Here is a 23,248-nt window from a genome sequence, read left to right as displayed (position 1 = left end):
AGTGGCCAGTTCAGTGGTTTTGCCTGCCAGGCTCCTGCATATCCATTTGTACACCGCATGGTTGTCCGCCATTACATTCATCAGGCGTTGGCGTATTCGCCGGGCGAAACGCCGAATTTTTTACGGAACCGCTTGGCAAAATACGACTGCTCGCTGAACCCAACCGAGTAGCTGATCTGCGTCAGCGAATCGGCTTTGGAGCGGATCAGTTCGGCTGCGCGCTGCAGGCGGATGTCGTTGATCAGTTCGTTCGGCGAAATTTCGAGCAGCGCCTTCACCTTGCGAAACAGCTGCGTTCGGCTCAGGCACATTTCCTCGGCCAGTTGCTCCACGCTGAATGACGAATCGCTCAGGTGCGTTTCGACCACGGCCCGCAGACTGATCACAAATTTTTCGTCGTACGACAGCGTCCGGGTGGGCGAAGCTGGTGCCCAGATTTCGCTGCGGTATTTGGCGGCCAGTTTTTTCCGTTGCTCCACCAGATTCGCGACCCGAACGCGCAGTTCCTCGGTCGAAAACGGCTTGATCAGGTAATCGTCGGCACCGGTCCGAAAACCGTCCATGCGGGATTCGGCGTCCGATTTGGCCGTCAGCAGCAAAACCGGTATGTGGCTCGTCAGGTCGTTGGTGCGGATGCGTTCGGTCAGGCCAATGCCGTCCATTTTGGGCATCATGACGTCCGAAATAATCAAATCGGGCAGCAGATCGACGGCCAGTTGAAGCCCTTCTTCGCCGTCCTGCGCCGTCACGACCCGAAACTGGTTTTGAAAAATCGTCACGATAAAATTCCGCAATTCCGGGTTGTCCTCCACCACCAGCAGGCAGTCGGACGTACCGGCGTCCGGTTCCGTTTCCACCGCCGGAAAATCGTCAGCGGTTTGCGGTTTTGGCGCAAACTCCTGATTTCTAACAAAAACCGCTTCCGCAAAATCAAGCTTTTCCCGACTAACCGGCAAGGTAATCGAGATGGTGGTGCCGGTGTTGAGCTGGCTCGCAAAATCAATCTCCCCTTTGTGCAGTTTCACCAGCTCGTTCACCAGCGCAAGGCCCAGCCCCGTTCCCGGTTGCCCGTCGTCGGCCAGTTTCCGCGATTGGTAAAAGGGCGAAAAAATATGCGGAAGGTCTTCTTCGGGAATGCCTTTTCCGGTATCTGTCAGCGTAATAAACAAGTCGGACGCGTCGTCGCTGGTCTGGATCGACAGCGCCACCGAGCCGCCGGGGCCGGTAAATTTGAAGGCATTCGACAGGATGTTCGTGACGATTTTTTCCAGCTTGTCCGGATCAAACCAGGTGTTGTCCGACGAAACCGCCATCCGTTTAATAAACTGAATGCCACGGGCTTCGGCCAGCGAATCGAATGATGAAACCAGCAACCGGAGCCAGGTCTCCAGATCGCCGGTCTGGATTTGCAGGCTCATTTTTCCGGCTTCGAGCTTCGACAAATCCAGCAACTGGTTCACCAGATCGAGCAGGCGGTTGGCGTTTCGTTTCACCAGTTTGAGGTCGTTCGGATCGACCGGCGACGAGCGCGGAGCCAGCAGCATTTCTTCCAGCGGAGCCAGAATGAGCGCCAGTGGCGTCCGGAATTCGTGCGAAATAGTGGCAAAAAACCGGGATTTCAGCAGGTCGGTTTCCCGCAGTTTCTCGATCAGCGTCTGTTGTACCTCCAGCAATTGCCCGGCCTTGCGGTTTCGCGACTGCAGCAGGTAATAGATGATAATAACCGCAATGAACAGCAAAACAGAACCGCCAATCCAGAAGTTTTTCGAGGCCATGTAAAACCGCTTTTCCTGCTCCAGCAGCTTGATTTGCTGCTCCTTCTTCTCCGATTTATACTGGGCCTCCAGCCGAACAATCTGCCGGGTTCGTTTCTCATTCTGCAGGCTGTCGCGCAAGTCGTAGTAACTCTTCAGGTATTTCTGCGCTTGCGGGGACTTCCCCCGTTTCATGTTCAGCTCCACCAGATGCAGGTAAATCCGGGTTGTCACGCTGCGTGTGCCCGTTTCCTGCGACAGCTTCAGGGCCTGCGACAGGTATCGTTCCGCTTTCGGGTAATTATTCCGGGTCGTAAATAGCATTCCCAGATTGGACAGGGCGCTTCCCTCGGCAAACCGGTTTTTGCTTTTGAGCGCGTAGAACAACGCTTCCTCAAAAAACTGCCGTTCCAGCGCCGGGTTTCGAAGCGTCGGTCGGCTGTAAATTTCCCCAATGTTTGACAGGGCGATGGGCATAAAAAAGATCGCGTTTTCTTCCCTCAAAATACCCAGACTTTGCTGGTAGAGTTTCAGTGCAGCCAGGTCGTTCTGCTTCCGAAACTGAACCGTTCCGGCGCCGTTGAGAATGCGGGCCAGAAGACGCCGGTTTTTCGTTTTCCGGGCCATTTTTTCGGCCCGGATGTGGTAGTTTTCCGCCGTTTTCAGATCTTCCTGATTCATGTACGCCGATCCGAGAATCCGGTAACTTTCGGCCAGCGCTTCAGCCATCTGGTTCTTTTCGGCAATCGACTCCGCGCTCAGGGCAAACTGAATGGCCAGTTCATCTTCGCCAATCATGTGGTAGCAGAGCGCCAGCCGGTTTTTGGCGTTGGCGATGCCAGCCTGGTAAGACAACTTTTCCGCCAGCTTCAGGGCTTCCTCCGCAATGATTTTCACCTGCTGGTAATCGATGCTGATGTATTGATTACTCAACAGATTCAGCAGCACGACCCGGTTTGTATCCGGTTTTGGATGTAACCGCAGTTCCTGTTTTAAACTGTCAATAGGCATCAACTGCGCAAAAACCGCACGGGATGCGAAACAGCCCGCAACCATCAGAAGCACAGCAAACGGAGTTCTTTTCAAAAAAGAAGGAATCGCCAAACCATTCATACCAACACAAATCAGATTTCAGGATAAAACGACCGTCAACCCTTTCAATAAGGGCGCGCAACGGATCTAATGGTCGTGTTTGGGTAGCAGAAGCAGGGAATTCGCGCAACGCAAAAGTTGCAGAAAATCAATCAGTTGCAAAAGTAAGACAAGTTCTCCCAACATAGCAACGGTCGGCCCCGAAATGCAACAAATCTATCCTTCTATGCAACATAAGTACCGGTAAAAGAAACCGCAAAACCGGAATTTTGTAGACCAGTTGCAATCAGTTGTTACCGGCCGTCGAATGGCCGCTTCAGGTGACCGAAGAGGACCAGAACCGGTTTTTACGTTCGATCAAAGCAATGGTCAACCGCGAGCTGTTTTCGTTCGTTGTCGATCTCGTCAAGCTGGAAATTACCAACGCCATCGGCGTAGATCGCGGGTTGGGTTAAGCCTTGCAGAAATTAAAACTTATTTTCTTTCAAATCCACGCAAAAAGCCATGAAAACCCTACTTTGTTGCTTATTGGCCCGGTTGGTATTCAAACACCGTAATTTCGACTTTCTGACGTATACCGGGCTGGTTTGCGACGAGGAAACCGAAACTGAATTTTCCTGAATTACCTTAAATACCCAGCTTACACTTCATCAATTGAATTGCCTTACCCGTCGCACCGGTTTTATGTTGGTTACTGAATTGTTTTTTGATTAAACCTTTCGCCGGTTTGCTTTGTCAAACCCCGAAATCCAGGTTATGAAGGAGCAAGTCAACAAGCAGCATCTGTTCTGGCGGGCGGGTTTTGGCGCAAACCCGCACCAGCTTCGCGAAGCCGAACACCAGTCGGTGCGCAAAGTGGTGCGGGCGTTGTTTACCGACAGCCGCGATTTCGTCCCCCTGACGGTTGCCGACGGCGATCAGCCCGCCAAAAAAGAACTGAAGGGTTTGTTTAAAGAAGGCAAACTGGATCGCGACACGTTGAAAGACCGCATCCGCGAAAACCGGGAGTCCATCCGCGACCTGAACGTGCAGTGGATGCAGCAAATGGCGTCGGGACGGGGGGCACTGCGGGAAAAAATGGCGCTGTTCTGGCACGGGCATTTTGCCTGCCGCAACCAGAACAATGTCGGGATGGTGCAGCAGTACGTGAACCTTCTCCGCGAGCACGCGCTGGGCAACTTCGGCGATCTGCTGATGGCGGTTTCCAAATCACCGGCGATGTTGCAGTTTCTGAACAACCAGCAAAACCGCAAGAACGCGCCCAACGAAAACTTCGCCCGCGAGGTAATGGAGCTGTTTACGCTCGGCCGCGCCAACTACACCGAACACGACATTAAAGAAGCCGCCCGCGCTTTCACCGGCTGGGGTTTCAATCCGCAGGGCGAGTTTGTTTTCCGCCGGAATGTCCACGACGAAGGCGAAAAAACCGTGTTTGGCAAAGCCGGCGCTTTTCAGGGCGAAGACATTATCCGGCTACTGCTGGAGCGGAAAGAAACCGCCACGTTCGTAACGACCAAACTCTACCGCTTTCTGGTTACGGACGAAATTACCGACAACTTAACTGATCATCAACGGATTACCCAACTTTCCGATCAGTTTTACCGGAGCAACTACGACATTGCCAATTTGCTGGAAACGATCTTTACCAGCGACTGGTTTTACGACCCGAAGTACGTCGGTGCGCGCATCAAATCACCGGTGGAATTACTGGCCGGCATGCAGCACAGCCTGGGCATTCAGTTCGAGCAGAAACAACCGGTTTTGTACGTTCAGCGAACGCTGGGGCAGGTTTTGCTGTATCCGCCGAACGTTGCGGGCTGGCCGGGCGGACGCAACTGGATTGACAGTTCGAGCCTGCTGTTTCGGATGAAATTGCCGGACCTGATTCTGAAAGCGGGCGAAGTGACGGTCAAGCCGAAGGACGATGGCGACGTCAATACCGAACTGCTGGCCCGGAAAGTCAACCGGTTATTTGCTTCACAAGTCGACTGGACCAACTTTGAGAACGCCTTCCGGAAAGTCAGCGAAGAGCGTTTGGTGGATGAATTGGCGCTCTATTTTTTGCCGCAACCACTGACAGCTCCGCAACGAACATTGCTCCTGAGTAAGGTTACCAAAGAGCGTCTTCGAAGCGAGAAAATCCGGAATTTAACTACGGCCATTCTATCGTTACCGGAATACCAATTGTGTTAAATGGTTTTGATGGTTTGAATGGCTGGATGGTTAAAATAGTTGAATTGCCCCTGCCCGATCAACCATTTAACCATCCAGCCATTCAAACCATCAGAACCATCACTGTACAATCATAACCCTCATAGTCTATGAAAAGGCGCGATTTTGTCAGGAACTCGGCTTTGGGAACGGTGGGAACCCTGCTGATTCCCCACTTCCTGAAAGCCTATGAAACCCATTCATTAACGGGCGGGCCGTCGGCGGGCAAAACGCTGGTGATCGTTCAGTTGTCGGGCGGAAACGACGGATTGAATACCGTGGTGCCGTTCCGTAACGACATTTATTACCGTGAACGGCCAACGATCGGTATTGCTCCGGATAAAGTACTGAAACTGAACGATGAAATCGGTTTTAATCCGGCACTCGAAGCGTTGAAAGGATTGTACGACGACGGCCTGGTGACGGTGGTCAACAACGTCGGCTATCCCAATCCGGATCGGTCCCATTTTCGGTCGATGGACATCTGGCAAACCGCCAGCGATTCGGATAAGTACCTGACAACGGGCTGGTTAGGGCGGTATCTGGATGCGAATTGTCACGGATCGGACTGCGTTGCGCACCGGGCAATTGAGGTGGACGATACGCTGAGTCTGGCGCTGAAAGGACAAGAACTGAACGGTTTGGCGCTGCTCGATCCGAAGAAACTGTACAACCAGACCCGCAGCGGTTTGGTCACGGAATTGGCCCACCTGAAACCGGATGCCCGGTTAGCGGCCGCCAATCCAAACATTTCCTATCTCTATAAAACGCTGGCGGAAACCGCTTCATCGGCGGAATTTATTTACGACAAATCGAAAGTGAACCGCTCCCAAACCGTTTATCCGGCCAGCGAACTGGGAAACCGCCTGAAAACCGTCTCGGAATTGATCACGTCGGGCGTCAATACGAATGTGTATTACATTTCCATTTCGGGGTTCGATACGCACATCAACCAGCCGGGGCAGCAGGAACGCTTACTGCGCCAATACGCCGAAGCGGTGGCGGCTTTTACGAAAGACCTGAAATCGACGGGTAAACTGAACGATGTGCTGCTGATGACGTTCTCGGAATTTGGTCGGCGGGTGAAGCAGAATGCCAGCAACGGCACCGACCACGGCACGGCCAATAATCTTTTTCTGATCGGCGGAGGCTTGACACCGGGGAAGGTTTTCAACGAAGCGCCGAACTTAACGAACCTCGACGAAGGCAACTTGAAATATTCCGTCGATTTCCGCAGCATCTACGCAACCTTGCTCCGCGACTGGCTGAAGGTGGATGATGTAGCGGTTTTAGGGAGAAAGTTTGAAACGCTGAGTTTTGTGTAAAAAGTTATTTCGCAGAGTTAAGCGGAGGCTAAAGGAGCTAAGCAGAGTTTTTCTCTGTGTACCTCTGATTTTCTCCGCTTAACTCCGCGAAACAACTCTTTTTTATTTCTGCCAAGCCCCATCCACCAATCGGAAGATCGACAGCGGGTTATCGGCTTTCAGGGCATCGGGTAGCAACGCATCCGGGAAGTTCTGGTAGCAAACCGGGCGCGCAAAACGCCGGATGGCGTTCGTGCCCACCGAGGTAGACCGCACATCCGTCGTGGCCGGATACGGGCCGCCGTGATTCATCGCGTGACTCACTTCCACGCCCGTTGGAAAACCGTTGATCAGCACGCGGCCGACTTTCTGTTCCAGCACTTCCAGCAGATCGGCGTACTCCGCGAGTTCGTCCGGATTGCCAAAAACCGTCGCCGTCAGGTGGCCTTCCAGCCCGTTGGCCACGGACAGCATTTCTTCTTTGGTATCAGCCGTCACCAGCAAACTGCTCGGGCCAAACACTTCTTCCGTCAGTTCCGGGTTGTCCACCAGCACGTCGGCCGTCGTTGACAACAGCGTGGGTTGCGCGGTGGCAAAACCTTCGACGACGGTTTCGGATTTACTGGCTATCAACACTCGCGAATGCGAATTCAGTTTTTCAATTCCACTGGTGTAGGCCTGGTAAATGCCTTTCGTCAGCATCGCCGTCGGTTGCGTCTGTGCCATTGCCAACCGGGCCTGACTGATGAACGCATCGCCCCCATCCGACTGCTTGACAATCGCCAGACCGGGGTTCGTACAAAACTGCCCAACGCCCAGCGTCACCGAATCGACGTAGGCTTTCGCCAGATCCAAGCCTTTGTCTTTCAGGATGCCCGGCAGGAAGAAAACCGGGTTCGTGCTGCCCATCTCGGCGTAAACCGGAATCGGTTCCGGCCGACGAACGGCAGCATCGAAAATGGCTTTTCCGCCCCGGAACGAACCCGTAAAACCGATGGCTTTGATCAGCGGATTTTCCACAATCGCCATCCCGACTTCCACCGTCGTACCGTGAACCAGTTGGAAAACACCTTCCGGCAAACCGCTGGCTTCCACGGCCTTGCGAATGGCTTTCCCCACTAAATCCGAGGTGCCGGGGTGCGCCGGGTGCGCTTTCACCACTACCGGACAGCCAGATGCCAGAGCAGAGGCCGTATCCCCACCCGCGACGGAAAACGCCAGCGGGAAATTGCTCGCGCCGAAAATACCGACGGGGCCCAGCGGAATCAGCATTTGCCGCAAATCCGGACGGGGCAACGGTTGCCGGTCGGGCAACGCCGTATCGATGCGGGCATCTACCCACGAACCTTCGCGGAGATACTGCGCAAACAGCCGCAACTGGCCCGTCGTGCGTCCACGTTCACCCGTCAGCCGTGCGATGGGCAGGGCAGTTTCGAGGTTGGCGCGTTCGAGCAATTCGGGGCCGAGAGCCATGATTTCGTCGGCGATGCGCTCCAGAAACTGGGCTTTGGCTTCGCCGGAAAGTTTGCGGTAGGTGTGGAACGCTGCGGCTGCCTGCCAGCACGCGTGGGCCACTTCTTCGGGGGTTGATTCTTCAAACGTACCGGCCAATGTTTCGCCGGTCGCGGGGTTTATGCCTGTAAAACTCATGCTGTTACGCCTGGACGCTGTTGATCAATGTACCAATTCCTTCAATCGAAATGCGCACCTCGTCGCCCGCTGCCAGCGTAAAACTGTCGGGCGGAACAATGCCGGTGCCTGTCATCAGATAACAACCGTGCGGAAAAGTAGTTTCCCGATACAGGAAAGAAACCAGTTCCGGGTGCTGGCGTTTCATGCGATTGATGGCAATTTTTTCGTCAAAAACCGTCTGACCATCGCGCCGGATTTCGAGCCGGATTTCGGTATCCGACGAAATGGGTTCGCCCGGTACGTACAGGCAGGGGCCGATGGCAGCCGCGCCGTCGTAGGTTTTGGCCTGTGGCAGATACAGCGGGTTCTCGCCCTCAATGCTCCGCGAGCTCATGTCGTTGCCAACCGTGTAGCCAACAATCTTTCCGCTTGAGGTCGAAAACAGGGTCAATTCCGGTTCCGGGACGCTCCAGGTCGAATCTTTCCGAATCCGGACGGCATCGCCCGATCCCACGGCGCGGGCGGCTGTCGATTTAAAGAACAATTCAGGGCGCTCGGCGTCGTAAACCCGTTCGTAAAAGTCCCCGCCCCCGGCGTCTTTCGACTCTTCCATCCGGGCATTGCGGCTGCGGAGGTAGGTGACGCCCGACGCCCAGATTTCCTGCTGGCTGATGGGTGGTAACAATTGGGTTTCGGTCCAGGTTTTGTATTCATCGGAAGCGGTTGTCGACGGAACTTCCTGTTGCAGAAAGGCGTACAAATCGTCCTGATTGACCAGATAATCCCAATCGTCACTCGGGGCGCGGTGGAAGCGGTTTTCGTGTTCAACAACGATGCCCTGGCGGGTGCGGTACAGTTTCATGAAGGATTGAAGGAATTGAGTTTGACTTTAAAGCCCGCAAAAATGGTCAATTTTAGGCAGGATTTCAGCAAATTCCGGTTTGAAAATTGAGTAAAAGGGGTTAAATTAGAAAGCTTTTGATTTTTTTCAAAAAACCAAAGCGCTTTGCTTTAGTACTACTTTTGGCAACTTTCATACTAGCCGACTCTGTTTTTTTACTAAAAAATGCTCCACAAAACCCGAGGAATCGTTCTGAGTTATTTTCGCTATCGCGAAACGTCCGTCATTGTCCGCATCTACACGGAAGAATTTGGGTTACAAAGTTACCTCGTCAATGGCGTGCGCTCGGCCAAGAGCAAAACCAACCGGATTGCCTTCTTTCAGCCCCTGACGCTGCTCGATATGGTGGTTTATTACAAACCGGGCAAGGACTTGCACCGGCTTTCGGAAGTGAAAATCAACCATCCGCTCCAGCATATTCCGTTCGACATTGCCAAGTCCAGCATGGCGTTATTCGTGAGCGAGATGCTGACCAAAACGCTGAAGGAAGAATCCAGCAACCCGTCTTTGTACTATTTTCTGGTGGATAGCATCCTGTACCTGGAAGAAGCGGAAAGCGATTACGAGAATTTTCACATCGCGTTTTTCCTGAAACTGGCGTTTTTCCTGGGCTTCGGTCCGTCCAACGCCCGCGAATTTGAAGGTCAATTGCAGGAACAGAAATACCCGTTTCTTCCCGACGAATCCGCCGAACGCGCCCTGAATCACTTTTTGCGCCAGCCGCTGGCCGCTCACGTCAAAATCTCCCGCCAAACCCGCGCCGAACTGCTGGATGCGATGGTGGCATTTTACCATATTCACATCGATAGTTTGGGGGAAATCAAGTCGCTGGCGGTTTTGCGGGAGGTGTTGAGTTAAGATTTTAAGAGGACTGTTTCGCAGAGATAAGCGGAGTAAAAGGGAGTTACGCGAAGAAAAATAAAACCTCTGCTAAACTCTTTTTACTCCGCTTACCTCCGCGAAATAACCCTTTTTAAATCTTCCGTTTCAATTCGAAGTTTTGCCCCAGGTAGACGCGCCGGACTTGCTCGTCGTTTGCCAGGTCCTCGGCGGTTCCCTGCTTCAGGATTTTGCCTTCAAAGAGCAGATACGCGCGGTCGGTGATCGAAAGCGTTTCGTTGACGTTGTGGTCGGTGATCAGAATACCGATGTTGCGGTGTTTCAATTGAGCGACAATGCTCTGTATATCCTCAACGGCGATGGGGTCAACACCGGCAAACGGTTCGTCGAGCAGAATGAATTTGGGATCAACGGCCAGGCAGCGGGCAATTTCGGTCCGTCGGCGCTCACCGCCCGACAACACTTTGCCTTTGTTCTTCCGAACGTGCGTCAGGCTAAATTCCTCCAGCAGCAGTTCCACTTTCTCTTTCTGCGCCTGCCGCGACAGATCGGTCATTTCCAGCACCGCCAGCACGTTTTCTTCTACGGTTAAATCCCGGAAAATCGACGCTTCCTGCGCCAGATAACCGACGCCCAACCGGGCGCGTTTATACATTGGCAAACTCGTAATATCCTGATCGTCAAGATAAACCTTGCCGCTATTCGGCTTGATCAAACCGACGGCCATGTAAAACGAAGTGGTTTTACCCGCACCATTGGGTCCGAGCAAACCGACGATTTCTCCCTGTTCGACCTGATAAGTCACGCGGTCGTTGACCAGTCGGGAGCCGTATTTTTTGACTAAATTTTCGGTTCGAAGAATCATGTTTTTATTCCGCGCCTGCGCTGGTTTTCCTCCAAACGAGCACGGCAGTTTACTGCTCAGCGCCAACGGCGGCCTTAATATCTTTCAAATATAACTGCAACGATTTGTTCCCGTTATAATTATTCTCTTCGATCTGATAGCAAATGGCAAAAGGCTGGTCGCGCCGGAGAAAAAGAGCATGGTGGGCCATATTGAAGCCAATGGCCGTAAACCGCTGGTAAGAACCCGCCTGTTGAACGGTCATTTTCAAATGTTTTTCCTTCATAATATACGGTTCCCCCACCAGATAGACCTCGCTGGTCGAGAAAACCGGGGTCATATTCTGAGGACCGAAGGGCGACATCTGCTTGAGAACATTGTAAAATTTCTGGTCGATCGCGTCAAGATCTAGTTGTAAATCGATTTCAATCATCGGAATCAGTTGCTCCTCCTGAATACGGCGTGTGACAACTTCTTCGAACTTTTGCTGGAACGCCTTGATATTCTCCAGTTTGAGCGTTAAGCCGGCCGCAAACGTATGTCCGCCAAATTGCTCAAGCAGGTCGGAACACTCCTCGATGGCTTCGTATACATCAAATCCCGGCACCGACCGCGCCGACCCAGCCGCGCGGTTGTGCGATTCGGTCAGGATAATGGTCGGCCGATGGTATTTTTCGATGCAGCGCGATGCCACAATCCCGATGACGCCTTTGTGCCAGGTATTGTTGAAAAGCACCGTGCTTTTGGCGTTCAGCAGCCATTCGTCGCTCTGGATCATGGCCAGCGCCTGTTCGGTAATGCTGGTGTCGTATTGCCGGCGGCTGTTGTTGTGCTCGTTGATCTCGAACGCAAAATCGGTGGCTGCTTCTTCGGTTTCGGCCAGCAACAACTGCACGGCGGCTTTGGCGTGTTTGATTCGCCCGGCGGCATTGATCCGCGGACCCAATCCAAATACGACATTGGTAATATCCAAAGTGGAGCTAAAACCGGCTATTTTGATGAGTGCCTGCACCCCAAAACCGGGCGACGAATTCAGTTTTTTCAGGCCGTAATAGGCCAGCACCCGGTTTTCGCCCACAATCGGCACAATGTCCGACGCAATGCTGATTGCCAGCAAATCCAGGTAGTCGAATAAGCGCTCCGCCGGAATATCCTTGAAGAGACAGAAAGCCTGCAATAACTTAAAACCAACTCCGCAACCCGTCAGCTCCTTGTAGGGATACTCACAATCCGCCCGCTTGGGGTCGAGAACGGCAGCCGCTCGCGGGAGTTCGGCACCGGGCCGGTGGTGATCGCAGATGATAAACTCGATGCCTTTTTCCCAGGCTTCGTCCACCCGCTCAACGGATTTAATACCGCAATCCAGGCTGACAATCAACGAAAAACCGTTTTCGGCGGCCCATTCGATGCCTTGACTGGAAATACCGTACCCTTCCTTGTACCGATCCGGAATGTAATAATCCAGATTGGCATAAATAGTCCGCAGGAAACCGTAGAACAGCGCAACCGACGTGGTACCGTCTACGTCGTAATCCCCGTAAATCAGGATTTTTTCGTTTCTGACTATCGCCATTTGCAGCCGTTGAACCGCCTTCTCCATGTCTTTCATCAGAAAAGGGTCGTGCAGGTGCGGAAGCTCGGGGCGGAAATAGGTGCGGGCCTGGTCAAAATTATATACCCCCCGTTGTACCAGCAACGTGGCCATATACGGGTTTACTTTCAAATCACGGATCAAATTCTCTACTGCCTGTAACTCCTCAGGTGACTCCGGAATTGGTCGGTATAGCCAGCGTTTCTCACTCATACCGCAAATTAAAAAAAGGGAGTACGGAAAACAAAAACCGGCCGACCTGAATCCCCGACTGATCGACCTGACCGGTTTTTGTCCTTTTCAAAAAAGCGGTTTTCTAACGAACCACAAACCGAATGGTCCGGCGCTGGTTGCCTTGTACAAAACTGATAAAGTACACACCGGCCCTTAGTGGCAATAGCGGTTCCAGCCTGATTCGTCCGTTACTCTGGTCGACAAGCCGAAAATTGATTTTGCGTCCGCTCTGGTCCATCAATTGAATCGATGATAAATCGAGATCGTTGGTCTGAAGGTAAATGAACCGACCGTCGGTCGGATTGGGATAAACGATGACATTGGACAACTGGTAATCGGGTCGAACCGTAATGATTTTGGAATAATACGTTAGCCCTTCTTTATCAACCTGCTGCAACCGATAATAACTGGTTCCCGGCAGAGGCTCGCCATCCGTAAAAGTATACATTTGTTTACTGGTCGAATTTCCGACGGCCGTTACCTGACCAATACTTTCGAAAGTCGCAGCGTCGGCGCTCCGTTCCACGACAAAGTAACTGGCATTCTGTTCCCAGGCGGTTTCCCAGCCAAGGCGATTGCCGTTCCGCTCAGCGGTGCCGTTGAAATAAGTCCATTTAACCGGTAACGAACTGTTTTCACTTACCGTAAAATCATCAATCCGGAACGCGGTTGCGCAGGCGGCACCGCTCGGCGGTGTGTATCGAAACCGGAAAATCAGGCTTGTCTGGTTCTCGGCAGACACTGGCAAATTAAAAACCGATAGCCCCCAGGTGGTCGTTGCCACGGTTGACACATCGGAAGATATGTTCGTCCAACTGGTGCCGCCGTCGGTACTGAATTCAAACATGACCACCTGAGGTCCAAACGCATTCGTTTTTCGTCGTCCAAAGCCAACCATAATGTTGGTCCGTCCCACGGTATTGATCGCTGGCGATGTCGCAGTATATTCCGAATTTCCACCGCATTCACCAAACGACAGATTGTTTCCACCCGAAGCCGCAATGGGCGTCGTGTAACCCGAGCTGGCGGAAGTGGTCGTTACGCTAATGGCGGTTGAATTACTGGCTGTCCAGCCATTTAACCCGGAGGTAAAATTCTGGGAGTAAATGGATTGCGCCAAAGCGGATTGCGCAGTTAAAAGAAAAATAACAAAACTCAGAGACTGCCTAAAATTTATAATTTTCCTTTTCCAATTTGCCCCCAACCCCCTAAAGGGGGCTTTAATCGGCATTTCAAAGCTCCCTTTAGGGGGTTGGGGGCAGACCGAAGAAAGGGAAAATCTGAATTGTAGAAAGTCTCTCAAAAGTCGTAAAAGATGGTTCATGGATAGAGTGTCAAAATGAAAAATGGGGCAATAAAATGCTTGTACACACTTGTTTAGTTGACCACTAAACGGGCGGTTTTCACACCCGTGGCATGCAGAAAATACAAACCGGTTTTTAACGGGACGAGCGGATTCAGGGTAACGTGACCAGTCGGGGTTTCAATCAATTGGAAGTCGATTTTTCGCCCGTTGAAGTCGACAAGCTGCAACGATCCGGTATCTATGTCGTTGAATTGCAGGCCAAACGTTTTGCCGTCGGAGGGATTGGGATAGGTTGTTAGCGCAGGCAGAAGGTGATCGGGCCGGGCCGCGATGATTTTGGAATACCGTTTCGATCCGTCGGTATCGACCTGCTGCAACCGGTAATAATTGGTCATCCGATGCGACTGATCATCGACAAAAGCATAGGACTGACGGCGGGTGGCATTACCGGCGGCTTTCACCCGACCGATGGGTGTAAAATTCATCACATCCAGGCTGTGCTCAACCGTGAAATAGTTCGCATTGTGTTCGGAGGTCGTTTCCCACGCAAGCTGGACAACGCTGCCAATCGGCTTGGCCCGGAAATTAGCCAGCTCAACCGGTAACACGATGCCCGACCAATCCATATCTCCTATTGTAAATCCCTGTGAGTTTGGATTTGAGCCCGCCAATGGGCCATTTCCGTAGACAATAGTTACATTCTTAACTTTTGTTGGAAATCGGACTTTATTAACGTCGGACGCTGTTGACGAGGTTGCTAGAACTTCGTTCCCAGCCACACTATATCCGGTTCCGGCAGGAATAACCGGCATGACGGTATTGCCGAATTCATCCGTAGCAAGAATAATCACCTTATCCTGATAGCTGTGGTCAGGGTTTGTAGTAATTCTATACTGAAGGGCAATAAGCGAAAACTCTAAGCCTGTAACAGGATCACCGAAGGTAAAACTATAGCTTTTGGTTTCATTCGGATTGTCAAAATCTAAATTTGGAGAATACAAACCTGTAGAAGCTCTTTGAGGAGCAGCTAAAGATGTTGTATGTCCTGAACTTACGCTAATATACACATTCACAGCTGGTGTTCCGATAGCTGTGTAAGAATGCGAATTTGCACCAGGCGGATAAAGTGGCGAGGTTGTATTAAAATCCAGATCCTGAGCAAATGCGGGCGTTAGATTCAGCAGGGCCATCAGCCCTGCTGAAAGCAGAAAACCGTGTTTCATACTACCGAGAATTATGGTGCAGATGGAAATCCCAAAATCTCTTGTATGACGAAGACAGATTTAAAAAGTCATTCTTATTCCCGACAAAGTGCTATTTAGCACTGAAAAGTGGCACTTTTGGTAAATTATTTGTGAGGCTCAGGTAAATTGCTTGGCTTCCTGCCAGTACACTTCCATTTCGTCCAGCCGCATATCTTTCAACTGACGACCGTTTTTCCGGGCCTGTTCTTCGAGGTATTGAAAGCGTTTGATGAACTTCTTGTTGGTGCGTTCCAGTGCGGTTTCGGGGTTGATATCAATAAACCGGGCATAGTTGACCAGCGAGAACAAGACGTCGCCAAATTCCTTCTCGGCGCGCTCGGAGTCGATCACCTCGTCGGTTTCGGCGTTGAATTCGGCTTTAAATTCCTGCATTTCCTCTTCCACTTTTTCCCAAACCTGCTGCTTTTCTTCCCAATCAAAACCGGCACCCCGCGCCTTTTCCTGAATCCGCATGGCTTTTACCAGCGCAGGCAACGATCCCGGCACCCCCGCCAGAACGGATTTATTGCCCTCTTTCAGCTTCAGTTGCTCCCAGTTCTGTTTCACTTTTTCTTCGGTATCCGCGACGACGTCGCCGTAAATGTGCGGATGGCGCGAAATCAGCTTGTCACAGACGCTGTTTAGTACATCGCCAATATCAAACGTGGCACCCGACTGCGGCTCGGAGGCAATGCGGGCGTAGAAAACCAGGTGGAGCATCACATCGCCCAGTTCCTTCCGGATTTCGGGCAGGTCCTTTTCCAGAATGGCGTCAGACAACTCGTACGTTTCTTCGATCGTCAGGTGGCGGAGCGTGTCCATGGTTTGCTTGCGGTCCCAGGGGCACTGCTCGCGAAGCTCGTCCATAATGGTCAGCAGGCGGTCGAATGCCAGCAATTGTTCCTGCCGCCGGGCGGGCATGGTTTCCAGTCGTTGATTCAGGTTGGTCTGCATCGGGAATATTTTTTACAAAGTTACACCTTTCAACCTCGACAAAAAACGCCTGGTGCAAACCCGCTGGTTTCGGCAACAAATCGAAAAAATCCTCCATTCCTAAATATTTTCGCCTATTTTCTTGACCGGCATTGCTGCAATGTGCTACTTTGTAAACCAAAGTTCTTTTATCCATATGCTGAACAAATTACTTGCGGTATACCGGTCCGGCGAAGGCCTGCGAATGCTGATTTTGCTATCCGTCATGAGCATAACGATGGTGGCGGTTCGCCAGAATTACTGGTTCTTCAAAATGCTGAGCTGGAACCTGTTTCTAGCCTGGATTCCACTCGCCGTGATCCTCTTTCTGCGTGAAGGACTGGAAAGTCGCCAACTGCCAAAGTGGTTTTTCTGGCCTGGTTTGGCGTTCTGGCTACTCTTTCTGCCTAATTCGCCCTATATCATCACCGATTTGTTCCATGTCCGGCACGTTGCGGAAGAAACCGTCTGGTTCGACACCATGATGATTTTCATGTGCGCCCTCACGGGGCTGCTGACCGGATTGTATTCGCAATTGCTGGTTCACCGGATGCTCCTCCAGCGCATGGGCCACGTCCGCACCTGGGCCGTGATGATCGGCTGCCTGATTCTGACCAGTTTCGGCATTTACCTCGGCCGTTTCATCCGACTGAATAGCTGGGATTTATTCACGAATCCGCTGGAACTGTCCCAGATTATCGGCCGCAGCCTGTTCAGCCCGTTTGCATTGAAACTGACACTTTCGTATACTTTCGCGTTGGTGACGCTTTATACCGGCTTCACGCAGTTTGTTCAACGCCGTACGCATGAGTCGCTGGATTGACGTTCGGAAAAATTTACGGAGTTTTCGATTTGCCGTTGAGGGCATTGGCACTCTGTTCCGGTTTGAAAATAACGCTAAAATTCATTTATTGGCCGCCATTGCCGTCGTCATCGCCGGAATCTGGCTCCGGTTAAATCGGACGGAATGGGCGCTCATCCTGACGCAGGTCGGGCTGGTGCTGGCCGCCGAAGCTTTCAATACCGCCATCGAAAAACTGGCCGATGTGGTTTCACCGGAACGGCACCCGCAAATCAAAGCCGTTAAGGATCTGTCGGCCGCAGGCGTATTATTAGTAGTTATTATTGCGGTAATAGTAGGTATTTTGATTTTTGGGACTAAATTGATCGAAATGGACTGGATGGTTAAAAATGGCTGAATGATTTTAATGGTTAAAATGGCTCTGATGGCTAAATGGTTAAAGAACATCGGTAATTCAACCACCAGAACCATTTTTAACCATCAAAACCATTCAGCCATTTTCAACCATTAGAACCATAAAAAACCATCTAAACCATAACAATCACACTTTCCGATGTCCGAATCGCACGAACATTTACAGACCCTGACGGAGATACGGAGTTTGATGGAACGCTCATCGAAATTCCTGTCATTGAGCGGTTTATCGGGAATTTCGGCGGGTATTGTAGCGCTTATTGGAGCGGGTGTAGCCTTTGTAAAACTACAGAACAATAACCTCACGCTGCTCAGCTACGAACGCATGAGCCGGCTCAACGGCCCGGCCCGTCAGGATATGGTCGATTTTCTGATCCTCGATGGCGCCATCGTTCTGGCAGCGGCTTTATTGCTGGGCATTTTTTTTACGGTCCGCAAGGCCCGGCGGCAGGGTCACGGCGTCTGGAACACGATTTCGAAACGGCTGCTCTGGGCTTTGTTGATTCCACTGGTAACGGGCGGTATTTTCTGTCTGGCCCTGATCCGGTTTAACCTGATCTGGCTGACGTTTCCGACCACATTGATTTTTTACGGGATGGCCCTCTACAGCGGCAGTAAATACACCGTCCGCGACGTCGAATACCTCGGTTTGTCGGAGATTCTGCTGGGTTTACTGGCGTTATTCTGGACCGGTTATTCGCTGTTGACCTGGGCCGTGGGGTTTGGCGTGCTGCACATTGTGTACGGCACCGTCATGTATCTCAAGTATGAACGAGACGAACTGAAGCGCTGATGCGAGAGTTCCTGATAGGATTTAATAAAGCATTTGAAAGTAAAGCCCGGTTAGGCATCATGTCGGTTTTGATCGTGAATGAATCCCTGAGTTTCAATTCACTCAAAGAACTGCTGGAAATGACCGACGGGAATCTGGCGACGCACCTGCGGGCGCTGGAGGAGCAGGGGTATGTCTCCGTGAAAAAACAATTTGTGGGTCGCAAACCGAACACGACCTATTCGGCCACGCCCGTTGGACGGCAGGCCTTCACCGACCACCTGAACGCACTGGAAGACTTTATCCGGGGTTCGGTTTAAAACAAAAAACCGGTACGGTTTTGTCAACCCTACCGGTTTTGGCCAATGTGGACATTGACTTCCTGCGTATTACTATCCTCTTAAAACAGATTCTTGATTTCGACCCGGTTCTGGAAGTGCTGGCCGTCTTTGAACGGCAGATTAATCAGCACCTGACCGTGGTCCTGAATGGCTTCAATGTGTTCAGCATCGACGAAATCCGGAATATCGATCACCCGCAAAAACATCGGCACCGCCAGACTTTGACCTTCGGTCGGATTTTTTTGTTGGAGCAACGTATATAAAACCAGCTTTTTGCCATCGATCAATACATTGAACGCTTCCGGCCCAACGCCGGGGGCAGACAATTTAATCAGCAACCGGTCCTCTTCCTGCTCGGTTTCCATACGGGTCATGCTCGATCCGCCATACAATGTGTTCAGCAAATCGAATTGCCCACCCATTCCCTTCAGCGTATTCTCTATCGGTTTCATAATCGTACTTGTTGGTTGTGTACTATTAGTTAAACAAATTGCGTACCCAACTTACAACTGGCCAATTTTAGCGTCATTGTGGCGGTTAAAAACCGATGCGACGAAAATAAGCTGCCAATTGGGCAGTAATTTGTTTTATAACGCAAATAATCCTGATTTTTGATCCGTATTAACCTTAAAATATTTATGATGTGGTTCCTGGCGGGTCTGTTAGCGGTTGGAACGGTGTGGTATTTTTTCCGCACTTCAAAGGCCCTACCTGTGTTAATGTTCCACAAAATCGACCCGGAACGGCAGGATGCTCTGACGGTTTCGGTAGCCCGGTTTGAACGGCAATTGCAGTGGCTTCAGGCCCGGCGCTACCAGTCCATTACGCTCGAACAACTCATTGCCGCCGTCGACCGGCAAAAACCGCTACCCGCCCGCTCGGTCTTGATTACCTTCGACGACGCCTACGTTAACAACCTGACCCACGCGCTGCCGGTTTTGCAATCTTTCCGGATGAATGCCGTCGTTTTTGTCCCCACGGCTTTTGTCGGCCAATGCAACCAGTGGGATGGCTGCACCGAACCGTTGATGACGCCCGACCAGCTCCGCCAACTGTTGCCAACGTTTGAACTCGCGCTGCATTCGCACCAGCATATGAATTACAAACACCTGAATGCCAGTGAAATCAAAACCGATTTATTACAAAACACGGCGGCTTTCGATGCGCTGAATCTGCCGTACGTGCGGGCATTTGCGTACCCGTATGGCGGTCGGCCCAAAGACGCCACGATTAAACAGGCCATGAAAACCGCCCTGAGCGAATCCGGCATCCGGCTCGCTTTCCGGATCGGAAACCGCCTGAATCCCTTTCCGGTCTCAAACCGGTTTGAGCTACAGCGACTCGATATTCGCGGCACCGATTCAATGGCGCAGTTTGCCCGGAAAGTGCGTTTTGGGAAAATACTCTAACGAAATGAAAATCTTTATCGATACCGAACGGCTTCGGGATTTGAACAGTGGTTTGGGGCAATTCTGCCGGCAACTGGGCGCCGAACTCGTTCGCCAGCGGCCGGACGCGGCCCAACTCACGTTTCTGGTTCCCGAAGGCCAGCAGGGTATTTTCGGGCCGGACGTCCAGTATCAAACCGCCGTCTGGTGGCGCAAATGGGTTAATCCGGCCTCATTCGATGTCTGGCATTGTACCCATCAGGATTCCGGTTTTCTCCCTCCGTCGAAAAAAAGCCGCCTGACTCTCACGATTCACGATCTCAATTTTCTGGAACGGCCGGACTACAGCGACGCCAAAAAAACCGGTAAGCTCGCGGCTCTCCAGCGCAAGATCGACCGGGCTTCGGCCCTCACCACGATTTCGGAATACACCGCTTCCGTCGTTCGCCAGCATGTAACCATTCCCAACATACCACTTACTGTTATCCACAACGGAAATTCATTAAACCACACACTCAATCACCCAGTATCCGCCCGGCGGCCCGGTCAATCGCTCAATCTCCCAAACCCGTTTTTCCTGTTCGTTGGCGTCATCCATCCCAAAAAAAACCTGCACACGCTGCTGCCGTTGCTCGAAGCTTTTCCCGAATGGCAACTGGTGCTGGCCGGTCCCGACAGCCATCCGTATGCCGCTCACCTCCGCGAACAGGCGCAACAGCTGGGCATTGGCGAACGGCTGATTCTGACCGGAATCGTCGACGAAGCCACCAAAACCGGCTTGTATCAACAATGTGATGCCTTTTTGTTTCCGTCGATTTCCGAAGGATTTGGGCTGCCGGTGGTCGAAGCGATGAGTTGCGGCAAACCGGTTTTCCTGTCGAAACTGACCAGCCTGCCCGAAATTGGCGGCCCGGATGCGTATTATTTCGAATCGTTCGAACCGGAAGCGATGGCCGAAACGATTTTCGACGGCCTGAACGATTTTGCCGCCAATCCCTTTCGGGCGAACCGATTGCGCCAGCAAGCCGCCCGGTTTAGCTGGGAACGCGCAGCCGAGCAATACTGGCAGTTGTACACGGAATTGGTGTGAACGGTTTTCGGTTTAACTTTCTTATCTTCATGTGTCCATAGAAACCGAACGCCTGAGCCCATGTCGTTAAGTTCTACGCTTTATTTGTTTTTTTTACTGCTGATTTTTTTCGTTTACTACCTGCTACCGCACCGCTTTCGGTGGATGTGGCTGCTGCTGGCCGGTTATTTTTTCTATTTCACCTGGCAACCCTTTTACCTGATTCTCCTGGCCTCATCGACCACCGTGGCCTACGTCTTTGGCCGACTCATAAAGCCCTCCGGCAGCCGGTTTACGCTTTGGCTGGGCATCGGTTTGCTGCTGCTGCCGTTGCTTTTTTATAAATATTACGCATTTCTGAACCAGAATCTGGCGAGCCTGCTGGGCCTTTGGGGCGAAATCAGTCCGCTGCCAGCCTGGTCGCCCCTGGTGCCGATCGGCATTTCGTTTTATACCTTTCAGGCCATCAGTTACCTGATCGACATTCGTCGGGGCTACCTCAAACCTGCCCTTCATTTCGGCTATTTTGCCACCTATCTGGCCTTTTTTCCGACGCTTTCGGCGGGTCCCATCGAACGCGCCAAGAGGGTATTGACGCAATTGCAAACACCCCAGCCATTCCGCTACGAAAACGCCGTGGCCGGTTTGCAACTCATTGCCTGGGGTTTATTCAAGAAAGTCGTACTGGCCAACCACATCGCGGGCCTGATCGATCCGGTTTTTATTCAGCCCGACGCGTACTCCGGACCGGTTTTATACCTTTCCCTCGTCCTCGTACCGCTTCAGATTTTCTGTGATTTTTCGGGCTATTCCGACATTGCCCTGGGATCTGCCCGCATGCTGGGCATTCGGCTCATGCGCAATTTTGACGACCGGGTGTATGCTTCCACTTCCCGCATCGAGTTCTGGAAAGGCTGGCACATCAGCCTGACTTCCTGGTTTCGGGACTATGTTTATTTCCCGTTGAGCAAACAGTTACGCTCCCGTACCGGCCTATATATCAATCTATTGATCGTCTATTTCCTGACCGGACTGTGGCACGGTGCCACCTGGGGCTACATCCTCTGGGGCCTGCTCAATGGGCTCTGGCTCGTGGCTGAACACGCCACCAAAGAACAGCGACAGGCTTTTTTCCGCCGGATCTGGCCCGATCTGAACACGCCCCTGCACCGGTTTTTGTCCACCCTGCTGGCTTATCACGTTGGGATGTTTACCAGCGCCTTCCTGCGCGCGCCGTCGATTGGGGCAACCGGATCCTTATTGGGCGGATTGTTTTCCAAAAACCGCTGGCACCTGACGGATGTTGTCAACCTGAAACCGTTTCTTCCGATTCTGGTGGCTTTGGGTTTGATGGATTTCATCAACCGGAAACTGCAAAACCGGGAGCTTCCCGAACTGGTGGCGTCGTATGGCGGACTCAGCCGCTGGAGTTTTTATTTGATCGTTTGTATCCTGATTCTCACTTTTGGACGGATTAGCGACAGTCCCTTTTTTTATTACCAGTTCTGATCCGATGTTAAAAATTGTGCTGAAACTGCTGGCGTTGACAACGGTCATTCTGGGCATCAAAATCGTTCTCTGGGCTTATTTACACACCTACGAAGAGAAGTATTCCGACGAAATCGGTTACAAAACCAATGCGTTGCTGAAGCCCGTCCGGCACCGGATCAATACGGTTTTTGTGGGTTCCAGCCGAACGGCGCACGGTTTTAACCCGGCGGTTTTCGATTCCGTGACCCACCACCAAACCCACTCTTTTAACCTCGGCATCAACGCACTGTTTGCTCCCAATACCTTTTCTCAATGCCGGAAGCTTCTCGGGATAAACGGCTTAAAACTGAAAACCATCTTTCTGGAATTGTCTTTTCCGCCCACGGAAACTTACGGCGACCCGTTCAGCCGGCCGGAACCCTTTGCCGAAATCGGGTTAAAAAACACGCATTTTCTGCAGGAACAAAGCTACGGACCGGAAAGCGTGCAACGGGGAACGTCCCTTTACGATTCGTATCTGACGCAATTTTTCAGGCTGCGAAACGCTGTGCATGTGCTGACGCTGGCGCTGGCCCGGGGTGGTGAGCTCGAATATAGCATGACGCCCACCGGCTACCGGTATTTTCATTCCAACACGTTTCAAAACCGGTCCAGCAATCCCGTGCGTTTAACGACTCCGCCCGACACCACGGTTCTCCCCGTTCGATACACGAAACGGGTCCAGCTTTACAAAGACCAGCTCATGCAGCTCGCCCGGGAGTGTGAAGCGCAGAAGGTTTCCATCTATTTTTATCTGCCCTCGCGCATGATGGCCGAGGAGAAAGCGATCCTGCCGGGCGTGTATGCCGCCCTGCCCGACCGATACCGCCTGGCGGTTCCATACCGACGCGAATTCACACCACCGTTTCCCGCCGACTATTCCGATGATGGGCAGCACCTGAATGAAAAATCCGCTACGCTTTATTCGCAGCTTTTTGCTCAGGCGTTTATTCAGAAGCAATTTAAAAGCAGTAATTCAAAAAAACCGTAAATTGCTGATTCACTGG

At 51.9% G+C, this 23,248-nt stretch carries 21 protein-coding genes; 12 read left to right on the top strand and 9 right to left on the bottom strand.

All coding sequences use genetic code 11. The features are described 5' to 3' along the window. Positions 1–80: 80 nt before the first annotated feature. Entirely contained in the window at positions 81–2,810 is a 2,730-nt protein-coding gene (locus GJJ30_RS22690) for an ATP-binding protein (RefSeq protein ID WP_229313498.1), read from the bottom strand. A gap of 326 nt (positions 2,811–3,136) precedes the next feature. Here GJJ30_RS22690 and GJJ30_RS22685 point away from each other — a divergent pair, with 326 nt between their 5' ends. From GJJ30_RS22685 to GJJ30_RS22675, 3 genes are all read left to right on the top strand, one after another. After that, the gene (locus tag GJJ30_RS22685; protein WP_154177486.1) at positions 3,137–3,301 is read left to right on the top strand and encodes a hypothetical protein; all 165 of its coding nucleotides are present in this window, start codon (positions 3,137–3,139) and stop codon (positions 3,299–3,301) included. 301 nt (positions 3,302–3,602) lie between these two features. Beyond that, complete coding sequence (locus GJJ30_RS22680) at positions 3,603–5,039, top strand: DUF1800 domain-containing protein (protein ID WP_154177485.1); 1,437 nt, start codon at positions 3,603–3,605, stop codon at positions 5,037–5,039. Positions 5,040–5,167: 128 nt separating this feature from the next. Continuing rightward, on the top strand, positions 5,168–6,382 hold the full coding sequence (locus tag GJJ30_RS22675; RefSeq protein WP_154177484.1) for a DUF1501 domain-containing protein: 1,215 nt from the start codon (positions 5,168–5,170) through the stop codon (positions 6,380–6,382). A gap of 102 nt (positions 6,383–6,484) precedes the next feature. On the opposite strand, the gene GJJ30_RS22670 is transcribed toward GJJ30_RS22675, so the two are convergent. Together GJJ30_RS22670 and GJJ30_RS22665 are read right to left on the bottom strand one after the other, a co-directional pair. Further along, a complete protein-coding gene (locus tag GJJ30_RS22670; protein ID WP_154177483.1) occupies positions 6,485–8,011 on the bottom strand; it encodes an aldehyde dehydrogenase (NADP(+)) in 1,527 nt (508 codons plus the stop codon). A gap of 4 nt (positions 8,012–8,015) precedes the next feature. Next, complete coding sequence (locus tag GJJ30_RS22665) at positions 8,016–8,855, bottom strand: fumarylacetoacetate hydrolase family protein (RefSeq protein WP_154177482.1); 840 nt, start codon at positions 8,853–8,855, stop codon at positions 8,016–8,018. A 204-nt stretch (positions 8,856–9,059) separates the two neighbouring features. Here GJJ30_RS22665 and recO point away from each other — a divergent pair, with 204 nt between their 5' ends. Further along, positions 9,060–9,752, top strand: a complete 693-nt coding sequence (recO, locus tag GJJ30_RS22660) for a DNA repair protein RecO (RefSeq protein WP_154177481.1) — start codon at positions 9,060–9,062, stop codon at positions 9,750–9,752. A 115-nt stretch (positions 9,753–9,867) separates the two neighbouring features. Here recO and lptB read toward each other — a convergent pair whose 3' ends face one another. The 5 genes from lptB to mazG form a co-directional block, all read right to left on the bottom strand. Continuing rightward, the gene (lptB, locus tag GJJ30_RS22655) at positions 9,868–10,599 is read right to left on the bottom strand and encodes an LPS export ABC transporter ATP-binding protein (protein WP_154177480.1); all 732 of its coding nucleotides are present in this window, start codon (positions 10,597–10,599) and stop codon (positions 9,868–9,870) included. A 49-nt stretch (positions 10,600–10,648) separates the two neighbouring features. Then, positions 10,649–12,382 carry a single-stranded-DNA-specific exonuclease RecJ gene (recJ, locus tag GJJ30_RS22650; protein WP_154177479.1) on the bottom strand — a complete coding sequence of 578 codons (1,734 nt, stop codon included), beginning with the start codon at positions 12,380–12,382 and terminating at the stop codon, positions 10,649–10,651. Positions 12,383–12,485: 103 nt separating this feature from the next. After that, entirely contained in the window at positions 12,486–13,523 is a 1,038-nt protein-coding gene (locus tag GJJ30_RS22645) for a T9SS type A sorting domain-containing protein (protein ID WP_170299257.1), read from the bottom strand. A 257-nt stretch (positions 13,524–13,780) separates the two neighbouring features. Next, the gene (locus tag GJJ30_RS22640) at positions 13,781–14,932 is read right to left on the bottom strand and encodes a T9SS type A sorting domain-containing protein (RefSeq protein WP_154177477.1); all 1,152 of its coding nucleotides are present in this window, start codon (positions 14,930–14,932) and stop codon (positions 13,781–13,783) included. A gap of 138 nt (positions 14,933–15,070) precedes the next feature. Then, positions 15,071–15,907, bottom strand: coding sequence for a nucleoside triphosphate pyrophosphohydrolase (gene mazG / locus GJJ30_RS22635; protein ID WP_154177476.1), 837 nt, complete (start codon positions 15,905–15,907; stop codon positions 15,071–15,073). 175 nt (positions 15,908–16,082) lie between these two features. Here mazG and GJJ30_RS22630 point away from each other — a divergent pair, with 175 nt between their 5' ends. From GJJ30_RS22630 to GJJ30_RS22615, 4 genes are all read left to right on the top strand, one after another. Then, positions 16,083–16,748 (top strand): DUF1361 domain-containing protein, encoded by a 666-nt coding sequence (locus GJJ30_RS22630; protein WP_154177475.1) that lies wholly within the window; start codon positions 16,083–16,085, stop codon positions 16,746–16,748. Next, positions 16,732–17,124 carry a diacylglycerol kinase family protein gene (locus tag GJJ30_RS22625; RefSeq protein ID WP_154177474.1) on the top strand — a complete coding sequence of 131 codons (393 nt, stop codon included), beginning with the start codon at positions 16,732–16,734 and terminating at the stop codon, positions 17,122–17,124. Before GJJ30_RS22630 ends, GJJ30_RS22625 begins: the two co-directional genes overlap by 17 nt. A gap of 156 nt (positions 17,125–17,280) precedes the next feature. Continuing rightward, positions 17,281–17,934 carry a hypothetical protein gene (locus GJJ30_RS22620; RefSeq protein WP_154177473.1) on the top strand — a complete coding sequence of 218 codons (654 nt, stop codon included), beginning with the start codon at positions 17,281–17,283 and terminating at the stop codon, positions 17,932–17,934. Beyond that, positions 17,934–18,233: a winged helix-turn-helix domain-containing protein gene (locus GJJ30_RS22615; RefSeq protein WP_154177472.1), complete on the top strand. Its 300-nt coding sequence runs from the start codon at positions 17,934–17,936 to the stop codon at positions 18,231–18,233. The genes GJJ30_RS22620 and GJJ30_RS22615 overlap by 1 nt, the downstream gene beginning before the upstream one ends. An 80-nt stretch (positions 18,234–18,313) precedes the next feature. On the opposite strand, the gene GJJ30_RS22610 is transcribed toward GJJ30_RS22615, so the two are convergent. Further along, entirely contained in the window at positions 18,314–18,706 is a 393-nt protein-coding gene (locus tag GJJ30_RS22610) for an Hsp20/alpha crystallin family protein (RefSeq protein WP_154177471.1), read from the bottom strand. 267 nt (positions 18,707–18,973) lie between these two features. On the opposite strand from GJJ30_RS22610, the gene GJJ30_RS22605 reads away from it, so the two are divergent. From GJJ30_RS22605 to GJJ30_RS22590, 4 genes are read left to right on the top strand one after another with little or no spacing between them, the layout of a single operon-like run. Next, positions 18,974–19,663, top strand: a complete 690-nt coding sequence (locus GJJ30_RS22605) for a polysaccharide deacetylase family protein (RefSeq protein ID WP_170299256.1) — start codon at positions 18,974–18,976, stop codon at positions 19,661–19,663. Positions 19,664–19,667: 4 nt separating this feature from the next. Continuing rightward, complete coding sequence (locus GJJ30_RS22600) at positions 19,668–20,732, top strand: glycosyltransferase family 4 protein (protein WP_154177469.1); 1,065 nt, start codon at positions 19,668–19,670, stop codon at positions 20,730–20,732. A 60-nt stretch (positions 20,733–20,792) separates the two neighbouring features. Further along, a complete protein-coding gene (locus tag GJJ30_RS22595; RefSeq protein ID WP_154177468.1) occupies positions 20,793–22,220 on the top strand; it encodes an MBOAT family O-acyltransferase in 1,428 nt (475 codons plus the stop codon). Positions 22,221–22,224: 4 nt separating this feature from the next. Beyond that, on the top strand, positions 22,225–23,232 hold the full coding sequence (locus tag GJJ30_RS22590; RefSeq protein ID WP_154177467.1) for a hypothetical protein: 1,008 nt from the start codon (positions 22,225–22,227) through the stop codon (positions 23,230–23,232). The last annotated feature ends 16 nt before the right edge of the window (positions 23,233–23,248 follow it).

This window comes from Larkinella terrae (assembly GCF_009668025.1).
Lineage (GTDB): Bacteria > Bacteroidota > Bacteroidia > Cytophagales > Spirosomataceae > Larkinella > Larkinella terrae.
This window is presented reverse-complemented; position numbering and strand designations above follow the sequence as displayed.